The sequence below is a fragment of the Streptomyces coelicoflavus genome (assembly GCF_045041415.1).
Taxonomy (GTDB): Bacteria; Actinomycetota; Actinomycetes; order Streptomycetales; family Streptomycetaceae; genus Streptomyces; species Streptomyces coelicoflavus.
The window spans coordinates 389015-404519 of the sequence record NZ_CP108218.1; the positions used below are offsets into that span (position 1 = coordinate 389015).

Consider the following 15505-nt stretch of genomic DNA (forward strand, 5'->3'; position numbering starts at 1 on the left):
GCGCCGGACGGCATTCCGGCGCGGACCACGTCGTGTTCGCGTACGGGGCCGGCCGGCTCTCAGTCCGCGACGGTGCGGCTCACCACGGCGACCCGGCGAGCGGGCCTGCGCCGTGCGGCGGCCGGCGCGGCCACCCGTACGCACAGCGCCGTCAGCGCGACGAGCGACGCGACCACGGCCACCGCGACCGCGGCCCACGAGGGGGCCAGTGTGAGATCCGTGACCGGCGAGACCCGCGCCGAGGGGGTGGCACTGCCGTAGAGCTTGGCCGCGGCCAGTGCCGCCGGGGCCACGACCGCGGCGGCCAGCAGTGGTACGGCCGGCCGCACGGTCAGCAGCAGGGCCAGCACCAGGCAGAGCGCCGACAGGCCGAGGGCCGTCCCGTAGGCCTGGGCGGAGGCGTCACCGCGGTGCAGCGGGAAGTAGGCCACGCCGCACCCGGCCAGGACCGCGACGGTGAGCCAGGCGGGCCAGGCCGGGCCCCGTGCCGCCCGCCGGGCCGCACGGGCCTCTTCGCGGTCGCGCGCGGTACGGGCCCTGTCGGGGTCGCGCGGGCTACGAGCCCTGTCCCGGTCGTGCGCGCCGCGGACCTCGTCGCGGTCGCGCGTCGTGCGGGCCCGGTCGCGCCGGCGCGCCGCGCGGGCTCCGTCGTGGTCACGCGCCGCGCGGGACTCGTCGCGGTCGCGTCCCCGGCGGAACGGGCGTGGCCTGCGGCGTTCTCGGCCGCGGCGGTCCGCCGCGGTGAACGCGCCGGCGGGCTCCCGTCCGTCGTCCTCGCCGGCCGTCTCCTGCGCGGCCCGCAACCGCCGGGCGTCCGGCCGTTCCGGGCGTACGTGTCCGTCCTCGGCGAGCCGGCCGATCAGTTCGACGAGTTCCTCGACGGGCCGGCCGGTGGCGGCGGCCCGCACGGCCTCCTGCCCGCAGTGCGGTTCCAGCGGTGTGCGGTGCAGCAGCGCCATCAGACGGGTCACGTCCTCCACGGAGCGGCACTCCGCCGCGGCCCGGATGGCCTCGTCCGCGCTGCCGGAGTGGCGCGGCGGCCGGGTCAGCAGTCCGACCAGCCGGGTGACGTCCTCGACGGACCGGTTCACGCCGACCGCGCGGAGGGCGTCGATCGTGGCCTGCGCGTACTGGGGCGACTGCTCCATCGTCGTGATCAGGTCGACGACCTCCTCCAGCGGCCGGTCGGCCACGGCGGCGCGCACCAGGTCGCCCACGGGGTCACCGTACGTCCGCACCACTCCGTCCTGGGCGTCGGCGTCCGCGTAGGAGTGTGCGTCGGCGTCGAAGTCGCGGGGACCGGAGCCGGGTCCCTCGGGGTCTTCGGGGCCGGAAGCGGGGAGGTCGGGGTCGGGTTCGAGTTCGGGGAGGTCGGCGTCGTCGAAGTCGACGTCCCACAGGTCGTCGTCCCGCTCGGCGGAGGGCCGCCCGGCCAGGGGCCCGGCACCGGGATCCGTGCCGGGCGGCCGCGCCGTGCCGGTGGTCGTGGTCGTCTCGCCGGTGGGAAGGTCCAAGGCGGATATGGCGTACTCGGGCGAGCGGGGTGATGAAGAGCCGGTGGTCATGATCTCTCCGTGTGGTGGGGGTGCGGCCGCCCTGCGTCCCCGACATGCGACTCGCGATGCGTGCTGCCATTACTAGGCACGTCCACCGCGCCGTGCCACTCCGGTGGGCCACAGGGATGAGAGACCCCGCCCCGCGGTCTTGCCCCCACCGCGAGCGGGCATCCGGACAGGGAGGCGCGTACCGCGCGCCGTAGGAGGGGTACGTGGATACGACCACAGTGATCGTCGCGGCGGTGCTGCTCGCGGCGGTCGTCCTCGCGGCGGCGGTCGCCGTGCTGGTGCGCCTGGTCCGCACCCGGCGGGACCTCAGGCGGGCCGGCCTTCCCACGGGGCCGCGCTGGGTCTTCTGGGGCGCGGTCCTCTACCTGGTGCTTCCGGCGGACCTGTTGCCCGACCCCGTCTACCTCGACGACGTCGGCGTGCTGCTGCTCGCTCTGCGCTCCACGCGCGGCCGGACCGGCGGCCGGCGCGGGGTCCCGGACCGGCGGCGGACCACCGGCCCGCCCGGTGACTACGCAGCGTAAGGAAACCAATCACCCGTTCGATTCGTATAAGTCTCTGGAAGCCGAAGGAAGTCGGCGGACCAGACGGCGGCGCAAAGGGCCGTCGTCTGATCGGCGCAGCACCGACTAGGGAGAGACGATGCAACCGTTCGCGCTCAACTACGCACGGCCGGCAGTGGAGTTGGAAGCCACCACTCCGTACGTCTACGACTCCGGGCTGCAGTTGAACGTGCTCCTCGACGGGCGGGTGGCCGCCTGCGACCACGCGCTGCTGAGAGAGTTGGGGACCACGACCTCCACTGCGGGGTCGAAGACTCACTTCGACGACTGAACACGGGCCGCCGAGAATGACCGTGTTGATCCTGACCAGTGAAGAGGACGTCACCGCGGACATGGTGGTGGTGCACCTGAACGCGTCGGGCGTACCGGTGGTCCGGCTGGACCCCGCCGACCTCACCGATTCCGTCGCGCTGTCCGGCGAGTTCGTGCACGGCTCCTTCCGGGGCCATCTGTCCTCGGGGGGACGCCTGGTGAGCATCGGCGGGCTGCGGTCCGTCTGGGTGCGCAGGCCGGGCGGCGCGGCCACCCGGGCCGCCGAACCGTCCGCGTGGCTGACCGAGGAGTCCGGACAGGCGCTGTACGGCATGCTCCGCGGCTCGGGGGCGCGCTGGATGAACCAGCCCGATGCCGCGCACCGGGCCAGGTACAAGCCCTGGCAGCTGCGTCTGGCCCAGCAGTGCGGGCTGCCCGTGCCGGCGACGCTGATCACGACGTTTCCCCGGGCGGCCCGCGAGTTCGCGGAGCGCTACCCGGACCTGGTGGTCAAGCCCGTCTCGGGCGCCCATCCACAGGATCCGCCCCTGGCGGTGCCGACCAGCCGGGTGCCGCCCGAGGCGGACTTCTCCGCCGTCGCGCACGGTCCGACACTGCTGCAACGCCGGGTCGCCAAGCGGGCCGACATCCGGCTGACGGTCGTCGGCGAGGAGTTGCTGGCCGCCCGCAAGACGGTCCTCGCTCGACTGGACCCCGACGAGGTGGACGTCCGCTTCACGGCGTCGGGCGAGCCGTGGCGGCCGGCCGAGGTGCCGCCGCGCGTCGCCGAGGGGGTCCGGGCCTATCTGCGGGCGGCCGGACTGGCCTACGGCGCTCTGGACTTCGCCGAGGACGGCGACGGCACCTGGTGGTTCCTCGAGTGCAACCAGTCGGGGCAGTTCGGCTTCGTCGAGGTGGACACGGGCCAGCCGATCGCCCGCACCATCGCCGAGTGGCTGGCCCGGCCCGGCGCCGCGGACCCGGCGGAGGCGGCCGGCGGTCCGGACACGGCCGCGGTCGGGTGAGGCCGGGCCCGCCCGTCGCGGGCCGTCCCTCGAGGCGGCCGTCCGTCAGCGCGGGCGCGGACCGGGCAGCAGGGCGGTGCGCTGCCAGCCGGCGCCGGGGGACGGCTGGCGTTCGGCGCCGGGCAGGTGTCCGGGGGCGCGCAGCGGACGCATCACCACCTCCAGTTCCCTGTTCACACGCTCGGCGTCCCGCCGCACCTGTTCGGGGACGTCACCGCGTTCGGCGACGAGTCGGTCGTAGATGGGGGAATCCTGGAACACCCGTCAACGTGCCTTTCGTGTCGTCCGCCCCCGCACGGAGGCGCGACTGAGCAGTCTAGGCGCCCGTTCACGCGGGGGTGCGCATTCCGCCAGGATGTGAACGGTCCTTCAGGCGCCGGTGGTGGAGCCGGGCCGCACGATCATGAGGACGGTCACCGTGGCCCACAGCAGGTTGAACACCCCGGTGAACATGGCCAGCCGGGCCGTCAGGGCCCGTTCGACGGGCTGCCGGTCGGTCAGCTGTTCCAGGAGTTCCTCCTGTCGCGGCAGGACGAAGGCGGCCAGGAGTCCCGCGGCGACCGCGGTGAGGGTGATGGACGCGACGAGCCAGGCGTCGCCCAGAACGCCCATCGAGGCGGCGGTGGCGAATCCGAGGACCGGCACCGCGATGCCGAGACCGGCGTAGACCCGGCAGATGCGGTGCAGCAGCCGGACGGTGCCCACGTCCCACGCACCCGCGCCGTCCCCTCCCCCGACGGTCACGGCCACCGGCACCCGGCGGACGGCCGCCGGGAACATGCTGGCCGCCACGGTGACGGGGCCGACGGCGAGGATGGCCGCCAGGACGTGAAGGGACAGCAGGAACTTGGTCATCGGTCGGGCTCCGGGAGGCAGTTCGGGCGAAGCGGTGATCGAATCCCACGGTAGGAAGCCGTCGAGCGGCCGCCCAGTGGCGGAAACGACAGCTTCCAACGGATTCTCGCCAGTGCCTCCCTCAAGGCTCCCGGGTGCCCGTGCCGTGGTGGGGACCGGCGGGCCGGTTCCCCCCACGGCACGGGCCGTGCGGTGCGGCGGTGTTCACACGGCCAGCGACAGGCCGCTGTCCCCGTCCGTGGTCAGCGACCCGACTTCCGGTGCGCGCCCCTTGGCGAGCAGCAGCGCGTCCGCCTTCGCCACCGCGTCGTGGACGGCGGTCGTCGCCATCATCACGCACAGTGTGTAACTGACGTCCGCCAGTTCCCGCGCCGCCTCCGGCCGCTCCCTCTCCGCCTGAGCGATCCGCAGTGACGCGTACCGCGTCAGCAACTCCCTGACGACCTTCGGGTCCGGTTCGAGCACGAAGCGCCCCTCTCTCGGTTTTCGCTGCGTATGCCCGAACCCAGCCGAAACAGTCGTATCACGCGCACTCATGCTCGCAATTGACCAGATCCCGTCTCTTCCTGTCCGACCGACACCACGAGAGGAGGACGACACCGTCAGGCGGCCTGGCCGCTGTGCAGCGCGGTGTAGGCCCCTCCCCCGGCGAGGAGTTCCTCGTGGGTGCCGGTCTCCAGGATCCGGCCCTCGCCCATCACCACGATCCGGTCCGCACCTCGCACGGTGGACAGCCGGTGCGCCACGACGAACGTGGTGCGCCCGCGCAGCAGCCGGGCCAGCGCCTGCTGGACCAGCGCCTCGGAGCGGGTGTCCAGCGCCGAGGTGGCCTCGTCGAGGACGAGCACCCGGGGATCCCGGATCAGCGCCCGGGCGATGGCCAGCCGCTGGCGCTGCCCGCCGGACAGCCGTGCCCCGTGTTCCCCGACCAGGGTGTCCAGCCCCCGCGGCAGCCGGTCGACGAACTCCAGGGCGTTGGCGTCGCGCAGGGCGCCGCGCACCGTCTCCTCGTCGGCCTCGTCCATGCCGTAGGCGACGTTCTCCCGGACGGTGCCGTCGAACAGGATGGACTCCTGCGGCACCACCGAGACGAAACGCCGGTACGTGCGCAGGTCGATGGTGTTCATGTCGGTGCCGTCGAGCAACAGCCGCCCCGAGGTCGGGCGCAGGAAGCCGATCACCAGGTTGAGGACGGTGGACTTGCCGGCACCGGACGCGCCGACCAGGGCGATGGTCTCGCCGGGTTCGACGGCGAGGGTGAAATCCTCGACCGCCGGCCGGCCGTCGCTCTCGTAGAGGTGCCCGACGCCCTCGAAGGTGACGGCGCCGCGAAGGGAGGTCAGCTCCTTCTTGCCCTCGTTGTCCTCCAGTTCGGGGGCCTGGAGCACCTCGCCGACCGAGCGGACCGACTCCAGCCCCTTGGTGATGACGGGGGCGAGGCCCGCCAGCGTCGTCGTGGAGTTGGTGAGGGTGGTCAGGAAGGCGCTGAGCATGACGACGTCGCCCGCGGTGAGTCCCCAGACGTCGTGGTACGAGATGAGCGCGGCGCCCGCGAGCACCAGGACGCCGACCACGTTGAGCACCACCCAGGACAGCGAACCGAAGCGGCCGTTGACCAGGTCGAGGCGCATTCCGGAGGTCAGCAGCCGGTCCAGGGTGCCGTCCATGCGGCGCAGCGCCTTGCCCTCCAGGCCGTGGGCGCGGGTGACCGGGATGAGGCGGGTCATCTCGGTGACCCGGGAGGACAGGGTCTCGACCTCGTGGCGGAAGTGCTCGTTGTGGGTGCGCAGCCGGGCGCGGAGCCTGGCCACGAGGAGGGAGGCGGCGGGGACGACGACGAGGAAGACGGGCAGGAACTCCGGGGTGCGCACGGCGATGATGACGAGGCCGCCGGTGAGCACGGTGAACGCGCCGAGCCCGGTCTCGGCGGTCTGCTGCACCATCTGTTCCACCGTCTCCACGTCCCGGACGACCTTGGCCTGGAGGACGCCCGCGCTGACCCGCGAGTGGTAGCCGATGGAGAGTTGCTGCATGCGCGTGCACAGCGCGGAGCGCAGGGCGGTGCCCATGCGGCGGACGCTGCCGTACAGGAGGCGGACGTAGAGCAGGTGCAGCGGGTAGTTGACCACCAGGATGAACATGATGAGCCCGGTGCTGGTCCACAGGTCGGTGATCGGACCGTGCTGGACCACGGTGTCGATGATGGCGGCGGTGACGAGGGGCAGCAGCCAGACCGGGCTGTGCTTGACGGTGAAGACGGCGACCGCGCCGGCCAGTCGGCGGCGGTCGGCGCGGAACAGGTAGACGAGCGTGCGTATCGGGTGTTCGCCCCGGTAGCGGTGATCGAGCGGCTTTTCGGGCGGCGACGCCATCGGCGTGGTCCTCCTGGTGACCGAGTGGGGCAAGCGCTTGCTTCCCGCGCTTTCCTACCCCGTCGGCCGGGAGTGCGCCACATCGTTCCGCGCCTTGGAAGGGACCCGCGCCTTCTCCCCCGTGGAGGGCGCGGGTCCCGGTCCGGCGGGTGGGCGGGTCTCAGTCCCGGAGGGTGCGGGCGAGTTCGGTGGTGGCCCGCGTGATCTCGGTGTCGTCCTCGGCCAGCAGCCGCTCGAGGCCGTCCCGCCGGGCGCGGACGGCCTGCCTCGCCGCGCGCTCCCAGGCCACCGGGTTCTCCCGGTGGTTGAGCAGCTTGGGGTAGGCGGTGGCGGTGGTCTCCCACTGCCGGGCGTCGGCGATGCTCTTGAGCAGCTGGATGATCTGCGCCCGGCAGCTCACCTGGGGCCGCTGCGCCAGCTCCCACAGGAAGGGGACGGTCGCGGCGGTCGCCTGCTCGACGACGAAGCCGTACTGGCAGATGCGCTTGCGCAGGTCCCCGAGGGCGGCTCGGGCTGTTTCGGCGTCCCCCCGGGCGACCTTGCGCAGCAGCCGGGGAATGGCCGCCGCGGAGCCGGTGGAGTCCTGGATGTCGCTCCAGGGCACACCGTCGAGGCCCGCCAGCAGGGCGGTGGTGCGGGGCGAGCCGGGCGGCGGCACGTGACGGTCGGTCCGCTGGATGCTCGGCTCGGGTGTCGAAGCGCTGCGCATGGTGTGGGGCCCTTCCGCGGCAGTCGGGTCAGGTGAGGGGGCGGGTCGGCAACGCGGCCCATACCGTCTTGCCCGCCGGGGGGCGCGGGGACCAGCCCCACTCCTCGGCGAGGGCGTCGACGATGCACAGGCCGCGTCCGTGCTCCCGGAGTGCGGAGCCGTCGGACGGGTTGAACACGGGTCCGTCGTCCCCCGGGTCGGAGACGCTCAGCGTCAGCCGGGCCGGGCTCAGGGCGAGCCCGAGCCTGACCTCCGGCGCGCCGGCCGCGGCCGACGGCACCGCGTGCGTCACGGCGTTGGAGACGAGTTCGGTGACCACGAGGACCGCGTCGTCACCACGGTGCTCGAGCGACCACCCGCGCAGGGTGTCCCGCGTGAAGACCCGGGCCCGGGCGAAGCCCTCCCCGCTACAGGAGACGCGCAGCACGGCGGAGGCCGGTCCACCGCCGAGGCCGGAACGTCCCGGGTACGGAGCCGACAGCGGCAGACCGGCCCGGCCCATGGCCTCTCGCGCTGGGCGCGGGAGGTCTCCCGGGCGGCTCTCCGCGCCTTCCTCCGACACGAGTTCGCCGGGCGACCGGAGCGTTGGATGCGCAGGTGACGGCACAGCATCTCCCTGATGCGACGTCAGATCGAGACCTCAACCGGGGGGTTGACGCCACAGCTATTATCCACGCTTAGAGCGCTCGCGTGCAATTGCACGAGAAATTGCGCGAAAAAAGTCGGACGGGGGCGCTCGGGGACCGGCACGGCTCGGTCCGCTCCCCCCGAACAGCAAGGAGACCGCGGTGCCACCAGTGTGCAACGGAGTGCAGGCCAGCTTGTTGGACGCCTCCTGGAAGAAGAGCCGGCACAGCAACGCCGAGGGCAACTGCGTGGAGGTGGCCCTCGTGGACGGGGGCATCGCGATGCGCAACTCCCGCTATCCGGACGGCCCCGCGCTCGTCTACACCCCCGCCGAGGTGGCCGCCTTCCTGGCCGGAGCGAAGGACGGCGAGTTCGACCACTTGCTGTAGGACGGCTTGCGGCGGGGCGGCCTGGGGTGGCGCGGCGCGACGGCCACCGCGGAGGCCACGACGCGGCGGCGCGGCGACGGCCCGGAAGCGGAGCCCAACTACCCGATTTCTACAGGCGGATGCGGCAGGCGCCGAGGGGATGAGATAGTCTTTCCTTCAAGTCTGCCGGTCTGCTGGGAGTCAGGATGTCCGCCGCGTCGCATCGCATCTCCCGTCTCGAGCCCTATCTGGACCGGGCCGAGCCGGCTCCTACCCTGCTGAAGATGCTCGTCGGCGTGCAGCTGGCGGGCTTCCGCGAGGACGCCGGCCTCTCCCAGGACCAGGCCGCCCGCGCCGTGGGCTTCAGCGGCGCGAAGCTCTCGCGCATCGAGTCGGGCAAGGGCCGCAAGCCCCCGACGGAGCACGACGTCCGTGCACTCCTCGAGCGGTACGGCACCGATGCCTACGAGGCCTCGGTGCTGCTCAAGCTGTTGCGCCGGGCCGGTGAACCGGGGTGGTGGCAGCGGTACGACAAGCGCCTGATGCCCGAGTGGTTCGACCGTCTGGTCGGCCTTCAGGAGGCCGCGGCGACCATCCGCACCTTCGAGATCCAGTATGTCCCCGGTCTGCTCCAGACCGAGGCCTACACCGCGGCCGTGGTCGAGCGCGGGCTGCCGAACGCGCCCGCGGGCGAGGTCCGGCGCCGCGTCGAACTGCGCAAGCGCCGGGCGGAGTTGCTCGGCCGCGACGACGCGCCTCAGCTGTGGGCCGTCATCGACGAGTCCGTGCTGCTGCGCGTGCTGGGCAGTCGCGAGGTCATGCGCGAGCAGCTGGACCATCTCGTCAGGATGGCGAAGGAGCCCCATGTGACGCTCCAGATCGTGCCGCTGGACGTGACGAACGCGTCGGCGCCCGCGATCCCCGTCACCTATCTGCGTTTCGGCGGCGCCGACCTGCCCGACGTGGTCTACCTGGAGCACATCGGAAGCGCCAACTTCCTCGAGGACCGGGACGAGACCGAGCAGTACCGGGTCGCGCTGGACCGGCTGGCCGACGAGGCGCTGACGCCGCGCGAGTCACTGGACCGGCTGCGCGAGACGATGGCGACGCGCTACGCCGCCGACCGGTAGGGAAGCGGCCACGGCACCGGGGCAGGCACGACGAAGACGAGGGGCCACGCGCGTCGCGCGTGGCCCCTCGTGCTGTCCGTCGTCGCGGCCCGAACTCAGCGCAGGCGTCCCAGCCCGCCGAACTCGATCCACTCGTCGGTGAGCTGACGCGGCGCCACCTCGGTGTCCGGGCGCCAGGTCGAGACCTCCACGAGCCCCGGCTCGAGGACGTCCATGCCGTCGAAGAGCGCCTCGACGTCCTTGGGTTCGCGCACCCGGCCCCAGTGGCCCTGCGTCGCCGTGCCCATGAAGTCCGTGACGAACTTCCGCACCTCGGCGTCCTCGCTGACCAGCTGGCACATCACGGCGAAGCTGCCGGGCGCGAGCCGCTCGGTCACCCGGCGGACGACCGCCTGGGGGCCGTCGGTTTCGCTGTCCGGGATGCAGTGGAACACCGAGTTGAACAGGACGGCGACCGGCTGCGAGAAGTCGATCAGGCGCTGGGTGTCCGGGTGGGAGAAGATCTGCTCCGTCGCACGCATGTCGGCGTGGATGACGGCGGTCTGGTCGTTCTGGTCGAGCAGCGCCCGGCCGTGGACCAGCACCATCGGGTCGTTGTCGACGTAGACGACGCGGGATTCGGGGGCGACCCGCTGGGCGACCTGGTGCACGTTGTCCTGGGTGGGCAGGCCGGAGCCGTGGTCCAGGAACTGGCGGATGCCGTAGTCCTCGACGAGGACGCGGACGACCCGCTGAAGGAAGCGCCGGTTGTTCAGCGCCAGCCGGCGCGTGCTGGGGACGACCTTGTCGAGTTCGCCGACGGCGGTCCGGTCGGCCGCGTAGTTGTCCTTGCCGCCCAGATAGAAGTCGTACATACGTGCCGCTGTTGGCACGTTGGCGTCGATCTCCGTGGACAGCTGCTTGTCGGCTTGCATCGTTCCCCCAGCTCCGTACGGGCGCCAACTGGACTGGCATGACAGACAGTACATCTTAAAGACCTAGTGGTCAGCCAAACCAGGGGCCGGATCAAGTGGCCGTCAAATACCCTGTCATGCAGTCCAGTTGACGGCCACTCGATCGGTTCAGCCGCGTCCGGCCAGGTAGGCGTCGACCCCGGGTGCCTTGTGGGCCTCCTCCACACCGACCAGTCCGCCGACGGCCTTCGCGTCGGGCTTCAGCACATACGTGGACCGGCTGGCCGGCGCGGTCACGTAGGTGAAGTTCTGCGGGGTGCCGAGGCCGGTGTCGGCGTTCTTCTGCGAGCGGTGCGCCTTGACCACGTCCTGTCGGGTGAGACTGCCGCCCTCGCAGGCCTTCTTCAGGTCGGCGCCGGTCAGTTGGGCGGCGTTGTATCCGGAGAGCACACCGGAGTCGACGGGCTCTCCCGGGTAGGCCTTCTGGTAGGAGGCGACCATCTTCTTGACGCCCGGCAGGTCGGAGCTGACCGCCGGTGCGGCGCTGACCACGTGGACCATCGCCTCCAGCGCCGCCGCCGCGGGCGTCTTCAGCAGCTGCGGCGCGTAGCCGGGCGCGCTGCTGACGATCGGCACCTTCAGACCGCGGGCGGCGGCCACGCCGGCGAGGGAGGCGGTCTGGGCGGGGCCCGCGCTGATCAGGATCGCCTTGGCCCCGGCCTTGCTCAGCGCGGCCACCTGTGCCGTCAGGTCGGTGTCCGTGGCCTTGATCTTCTGCCCGGCGACCTTCATTCCCGCCTGTTCGGCGGCCCACTCGGAGCCCTCCAGCGCGTTGGCGCCGTAGTCGCCCTCGAAGTAGACGTGGCCGATGGTGTCGCCCTTGGCGAGCTTCTTGGTGCGGGTGAGGAAGTCGACGGCGGCGATCATGTCGAGGTCGTAGGTGGTGCCGAGGACCTGGACGGAGTCCCGGCCGAGCAGGCTGGCCGCCCAGGCCTGCGGGAAGGTCAGCATGTGGTCCCGCTCGATGTCGTCGAGCAGGGCGGCCACCACCGGGGAGCCGATGACCTGGGGCAGTGCGACGACGTCGGGGGCGATGTCGGCGTAGGCGGTGACCGCCTTCTGCACGTCGTAGCCGTGGTCCTTGACGACGATCTCGACCTGGCGTCCGCAGATGCCGCCCGCGGCGTTGGTCTCGTCGGCCCACATCTGCTGGGCCTGCACGATGCTCTTGCCGAGGGTGGCGTAGGGGCCGGTGAGGTCGGTCAGGGCGCCGAGTCTGATGGTCTTCTCGCTGACTCCGGGTCCGGCCTTGACGCCGTCGGCGGCGTCGTCGGTGCTTCCGCCGTCCGCCTTGGAGCTGCATGCGGTGCCCGCGAGCAGCACGGCGGCCAGGGCCGCGGCCAGGGCGGCGGTCCGGGCGGTGCGGGGCCTGGGGTGCGTGACGTTCACGGGGTGTGCTCCTTGGCTCGTGCGGTGGTGTCGGAAGCGGCGTCGGTGCCGTCCCGCTCGGGTGCGGGCGTGGGCCCGGAGCCGGGCGGGCCGGTGACGGAGGGGCGGCGGCGCAGGCGGGCCCGGGTGCGGCGGGCCAGTCCGTGCAGGCCGTCGGGGGCGAAGAGGAGGATCAGGACGATCGCCGCGCCGTAGAGGTAGCGGGACGCCTCGGTCGGGCCGATCGAGCCGCCGCCGGACCCGGGCGTCGCCACCAGGGGCAGCTGGTCGGCGTAGCGGGTCATCAGCAGGGGCAGCGCGGTGACGAAGACGGCTCCGGCGGTGGCTCCGGCCACCGAGCCGAGGCCGCCGATGACGATCATGGCGAGGTAGTCGACGGAGAGGGCGAGGGAGAAGTAGTCGGGCACCACGCGGCGGAAGGAGAGGGCGAGCAGGACGCCGGCAAGGCCCGCGTACATGGACGAGACGACGAACGCGGCCGAGCGGTACCGGGCCACGTGCACGCCCATCACGGACGCCGCGGTCTCGCTGTCGCGCAGTGCCACCAGGGCCCGTCCGGGACGTCCGCGCAGCAGTCCCCGCGCGGTGAACCAGGTGACGGCGAACAGCGCGAGGCCCAGGTACCAGAGCCGTTCCTCGGCGCCGAACGGCACGCCCAGGACGGTCAGTTCGGGGTCCGTCTCGGCGAAGGTGAAGCCGCCCAGCTCCAGCGGCGGCACCGAGCGGCCGTTGAAGCCGCCGGTGACGGAGTCCGCGGTGAGCAGGACGTGGTGGCCGAGGAAGACCAGGGCGAGGGTGGCCACCCCGAGGTAGATGCCCTTCACGCGTCCGGCGACGGGGCTGAACAGTCCGCCCGCCGCCCCGGCGAGGAGTACGGCGAGGACGAGGGCCACGGCGGGCGGCAGCCCGGGACCCGGCTCGCCCGCCAGCCAGACGTAGCCGTAGGCGCCGACGGCGAGGAAGAAGGCGTGTCCGAGGGAGAGCTGCCCGGCGGTGCCGCTGAGCAGGCCGAGTCCGACGGCGCCGATGGCCGCGGCCATGGAGAACAGGCCGATGCGCAGCCAGAAGGCGTCCAGGTAGAAGGGCAGGGCGCACAGGAGCAGGGCGACCAGCAGGAGCGGGCCCCGCTTGAGCAGGAGGATGCGCGGGTCAGACACGGGCCGCTCCCTTCGCCGCGAAGAGTCCGGCGGGGCGCACCAGCAGGACGAGCACCATCACGGCGTACGGGGCGACGTCGCCGAAACCCTCGCCGAGGACGTGCAGGTCGGACTGGTAGCCGGCGACGAACGCCTCGGTGAGGCCGATCAGCATGCTGCCGACCAGGGCGCCGACCGGGGAGGTCATGCCGCCGAGGATGGCGGCCGGGAAGGCCTTCAGCGCGATCTGCCCGGTGGTGCGCTCGAGACCGGGTGCCGGGAACGCGACCAGGAAGACGGCGGCGAGGGCGGCGAGGGCGCCGGCCAGGCACCAGGCGGCGGTGCGTACGCGGGTGAGGCGTACGCCCATGAGGGCGGCGGCCTCGCGGTCCTCCGCCGCCGCGCGCAGCGACAGGCCCCAGGGCGTGAACCGGAAGAGGGCGAAGGCCCCGCCGATGGCGACGGCGGACACCAGGATCGCGGCGACGCGGCTGTCGGCCACGGTCACCGGGCCGAGGTCGGTCACGGCGGAGCCCCAGGGGTCGCCGAGCGGCAGCAGGTCGCCGCCTATGCGCCGGGCGAGGTCGGTGACCAGGACGATGTCGACGCCGATGGTGACGATGGTCTGGACGTGGGCGGCGTGCGGGTCGGTCCCGCCGACGCGTTGCAGCACCAGCCGGTCCAGTGCCCCGGCCACGGCCGCCGTCACGAGCACCGCGACGGCGAGTGCCCCGGCGAAGCCGATGTCGTCGTGCAGGACGGCGACGAGGTACCCGCCGAGCAGGAGCAGGGAGCCGTGGGTGAAGCTCAGGACGCCGGAGGCCTTGAAGATGGTGACGAAGCCGAGGGCGATCAGGGCGTAGACGGAGCCGAGGGCGAGTCCGTTCAGCAGGCTGTCCAGGAAGCCGGTCATGCCGCGTCCTCCCCCGCGCCGGCGGTGCCGAGGTAGGCGCGGAGCACCTCGGGGTCGCGCCGGATCTCGTCGGGGGTGCCGTGGGCGATGGCCCGGCCGAAGTCGAGGACGGTGACCTCGTCGGCGAGCCGCATGACCAGGCCCATGTCGTGCTCGACCAGCACGACGGACAGGCCGAGTTCGGCGCGGATCTCCTTTATCACCCCGGTCATCCGGGTGCGTTCGGCGGCGTTCATGCCGGCCACGGGTTCGTCGAGCAGCAGGACACGGGGCTCCAGACACAGGGCGCGGGCGAGTTCGACGCGCTTGCGGTCGCCGTACGACAGCAGCGCGACGGGTGCGTCGAAGTGGGCACCCAGGCCGGTGAGTTCGGCGATCTCTCGGGCCTTGGCGAGGTGGGCGCGCTGTTCGCGCAGGGCGCGCGGCAGGCGCAGGGCGCTGGCCGCGAAGCCGGCGTGGGACAGGGCGTGCCGGCCGAGCATCAGGTTGTCGGCGACGGTGCCCTGGGTGGTGACGATGTTCTGGAAGGTGCGGGCGACGCCGAGGGCGGCGATGCGGTGCGGGGCGAGCCGGGTCAGTTCGGCGGCGCCGAGCCGTACGGTGCCGGCGCTGGGGCGGTACAGGCCGGACAGGACGTTGAAGCAGGTGGACTTTCCGGCGCCGTTGGGGCCGATGACGGCGTGCACGGTGCCGGGGGCGACGGTGAAGGAGACGTCGTCGAGGGCGAGGAGTCCGGCGAAACGCACGGTGACGCCGCGCACGTCGAGCGGGGGCGGTGCGGCCACAGGGGCGGCGGGGGTGGTCACGCGGCCCCCTTGCCTTCGGTGCCGGTGCCGGTCTCGCCCAGGTAGAGGCGGCGTACGGCGTCCGTGCGCGCCAGTTCGGCGGCGTCGCCGTACAGTCCGATCTCGCCGACCTCCAGGACGTACGCGTGTTCGGCGAGCGACAGGGCCATCCCCGCGTTCTGTTCGACGAGGAGTACTGCGGTGCCCTGGGCGTTGATCTCGCGGACGACCTCGGCGATGCGGTCGACCATCATCGGGGCGAGCCCGAGCGAGGGCTCGTCCAGGAGGAGCAGGCGGGGGGCGGCCATCAGGGCGCGGCCGATGGCCAGCATCTGCTGCTCGCCGCCGGACAGCAGACCGGCGGCCTGGCGGGTGCGCTCGGCGAGCCTGGGGAACAGGGTGAAGACCCGCTCCCGGGCCTCGCGGACCTGGGACGGGGCCCGACGGTTCAGGCCGAGTCCGCCGGCCCGGAGGTTCTCGTCGACGGTGAGTCCGGCGAAGACCCGCCTGCCCTCGGGCACCTGGACGACTCCGGCGCGTACGGCGGCGACCGGGTCCCGGCCGTCCAGGACCGTGTCGCCGTAGCGGACGCGGCCGGCCGTGATCGCGCCGCGGTGCAGGCGCAGGGTGCCCGAGACGGCCCGCAGCAGCGTCGTCTTGCCGGCGCCGTTGGCTCCGAGCAGGGCGACGACGGCGCCGTGCGGGACGGTCAGGGACACGGAGCGGAGGGCGGACAGTGCGCGCCCGTACGTCACGTCGAGGCTCTCGACGTGCAGCGCGGGCGCGCCGTCCGGTGGTGCTGCGGGCATCGCGGCTCCTTGGGACCGGGCCGGAACGGCACGGTGACGGGTGAATGGGGGGAG

18 protein-coding genes are annotated in these 15505 nt (G+C 72.8%); 5 read left to right on the forward strand and 13 right to left on the reverse strand.

Going from position 1 to position 15505, the window contains the following annotated elements; genetic code table 11:
- Positions 1 to 59: 59 nt before the first annotated feature.
- Positions 60 to 1565, reverse strand: coding sequence for a hypothetical protein (locus OHA99_RS01775; RefSeq protein WP_405693614.1), 1506 nt, complete (start codon positions 1563 to 1565; stop codon positions 60 to 62).
- A gap of 203 nt (positions 1566 to 1768) precedes the next feature.
- Here OHA99_RS01775 and OHA99_RS01780 point away from each other — a divergent pair, with 203 nt between their 5' ends.
- The 3 genes from OHA99_RS01780 (at position 1769) to tgmB (ending at position 3405) form a co-directional block, all read left to right on the forward strand.
- Positions 1769 to 2089: a DUF1232 domain-containing protein gene (locus OHA99_RS01780; protein WP_153176396.1), complete on the forward strand. Its 321-nt coding sequence runs from the start codon at positions 1769 to 1771 to the stop codon at positions 2087 to 2089.
- A gap of 118 nt (positions 2090 to 2207) precedes the next feature.
- Entirely contained in the window at positions 2208 to 2399 is a 192-nt protein-coding gene (gene tgmA / locus OHA99_RS01785) for a putative ATP-grasp-modified RiPP (protein WP_003978169.1), read from the forward strand.
- Positions 2400 to 2415: 16 nt separating this feature from the next.
- Entirely contained in the window at positions 2416 to 3405 is a 990-nt protein-coding gene (gene tgmB, locus OHA99_RS01790; RefSeq protein WP_153176397.1) for an ATP-grasp ribosomal peptide maturase, read from the forward strand.
- A 45-nt stretch (positions 3406 to 3450) separates the two neighbouring features.
- Here the strand turns inward: tgmB and OHA99_RS01795 are convergent, their stop codons facing one another.
- The 6 genes from OHA99_RS01795 to OHA99_RS01820 form a co-directional block, all read right to left on the reverse strand.
- Positions 3451 to 3666 carry a hypothetical protein gene (locus tag OHA99_RS01795; protein WP_153176398.1) on the reverse strand — a complete coding sequence of 72 codons (216 nt, stop codon included), beginning with the start codon at positions 3664 to 3666 and terminating at the stop codon, positions 3451 to 3453.
- Positions 3667 to 3774: 108 nt separating this feature from the next.
- Entirely contained in the window at positions 3775 to 4260 is a 486-nt protein-coding gene (locus tag OHA99_RS01800; protein ID WP_381383648.1) for a hypothetical protein, read from the reverse strand.
- A 204-nt stretch (positions 4261 to 4464) separates the two neighbouring features.
- Entirely contained in the window at positions 4465 to 4725 is a 261-nt protein-coding gene (locus tag OHA99_RS01805) for a DUF5133 domain-containing protein (RefSeq protein WP_164381044.1), read from the reverse strand.
- 137 nt (positions 4726 to 4862) lie between these two features.
- The gene (locus tag OHA99_RS01810) at positions 4863 to 6632 is read right to left on the reverse strand and encodes an ABC transporter ATP-binding protein (protein WP_405693618.1); all 1770 of its coding nucleotides are present in this window, start codon (positions 6630 to 6632) and stop codon (positions 4863 to 4865) included.
- Positions 6633 to 6792: 160 nt separating this feature from the next.
- Positions 6793 to 7341, reverse strand: a complete 549-nt coding sequence (locus OHA99_RS01815) for a hypothetical protein (RefSeq protein ID WP_405693620.1) — start codon at positions 7339 to 7341, stop codon at positions 6793 to 6795.
- 28 nt (positions 7342 to 7369) lie between these two features.
- On the reverse strand, positions 7370 to 7843 hold the full coding sequence (locus OHA99_RS01820) for an ATP-binding protein (RefSeq protein WP_405693622.1): 474 nt from the start codon (positions 7841 to 7843) through the stop codon (positions 7370 to 7372).
- 286 nt (positions 7844 to 8129) lie between these two features.
- Here OHA99_RS01820 and OHA99_RS01825 point away from each other — a divergent pair, with 286 nt between their 5' ends.
- Both OHA99_RS01825 and OHA99_RS01830 read left to right on the forward strand, forming a co-directional pair.
- On the forward strand, positions 8130 to 8357 hold the full coding sequence (locus tag OHA99_RS01825; RefSeq protein WP_007389444.1) for a DUF397 domain-containing protein: 228 nt from the start codon (positions 8130 to 8132) through the stop codon (positions 8355 to 8357).
- A gap of 185 nt (positions 8358 to 8542) precedes the next feature.
- Positions 8543 to 9466, forward strand: coding sequence for a helix-turn-helix transcriptional regulator (locus OHA99_RS01830; RefSeq protein WP_153176403.1), 924 nt, complete (start codon positions 8543 to 8545; stop codon positions 9464 to 9466).
- 95 nt (positions 9467 to 9561) lie between these two features.
- Here OHA99_RS01830 and OHA99_RS01835 read toward each other — a convergent pair whose 3' ends face one another.
- The 6 genes from OHA99_RS01835 to OHA99_RS01860 form a co-directional block, all read right to left on the reverse strand.
- Positions 9562 to 10380, reverse strand: coding sequence for an SAM-dependent methyltransferase (locus tag OHA99_RS01835; protein WP_153176404.1), 819 nt, complete (start codon positions 10378 to 10380; stop codon positions 9562 to 9564).
- 147 nt (positions 10381 to 10527) lie between these two features.
- Positions 10528 to 11808, reverse strand: coding sequence for an ABC transporter substrate-binding protein (locus OHA99_RS01840; RefSeq protein WP_153176405.1), 1281 nt, complete (start codon positions 11806 to 11808; stop codon positions 10528 to 10530).
- Complete coding sequence (locus tag OHA99_RS01845; protein WP_153176406.1) at positions 11805 to 12965, reverse strand: branched-chain amino acid ABC transporter permease; 1161 nt, start codon at positions 12963 to 12965, stop codon at positions 11805 to 11807. Before OHA99_RS01845 ends, OHA99_RS01840 begins: the two co-directional genes overlap by 4 nt.
- Complete coding sequence (locus OHA99_RS01850; RefSeq protein ID WP_007389447.1) at positions 12958 to 13857, reverse strand: branched-chain amino acid ABC transporter permease; 900 nt, start codon at positions 13855 to 13857, stop codon at positions 12958 to 12960. The genes OHA99_RS01845 and OHA99_RS01850 overlap by 8 nt, the downstream gene beginning before the upstream one ends.
- Positions 13854 to 14663, reverse strand: a complete 810-nt coding sequence (locus OHA99_RS01855) for an ABC transporter ATP-binding protein (protein WP_381502860.1) — start codon at positions 14661 to 14663, stop codon at positions 13854 to 13856. Before OHA99_RS01855 ends, OHA99_RS01850 begins: the two co-directional genes overlap by 4 nt.
- Complete coding sequence (locus OHA99_RS01860) at positions 14660 to 15451, reverse strand: ABC transporter ATP-binding protein (RefSeq protein WP_381502863.1); 792 nt, start codon at positions 15449 to 15451, stop codon at positions 14660 to 14662. The genes OHA99_RS01855 and OHA99_RS01860 overlap by 4 nt, the downstream gene beginning before the upstream one ends.
- Between the last annotated feature and the right edge of the window lie 54 nt (positions 15452 to 15505).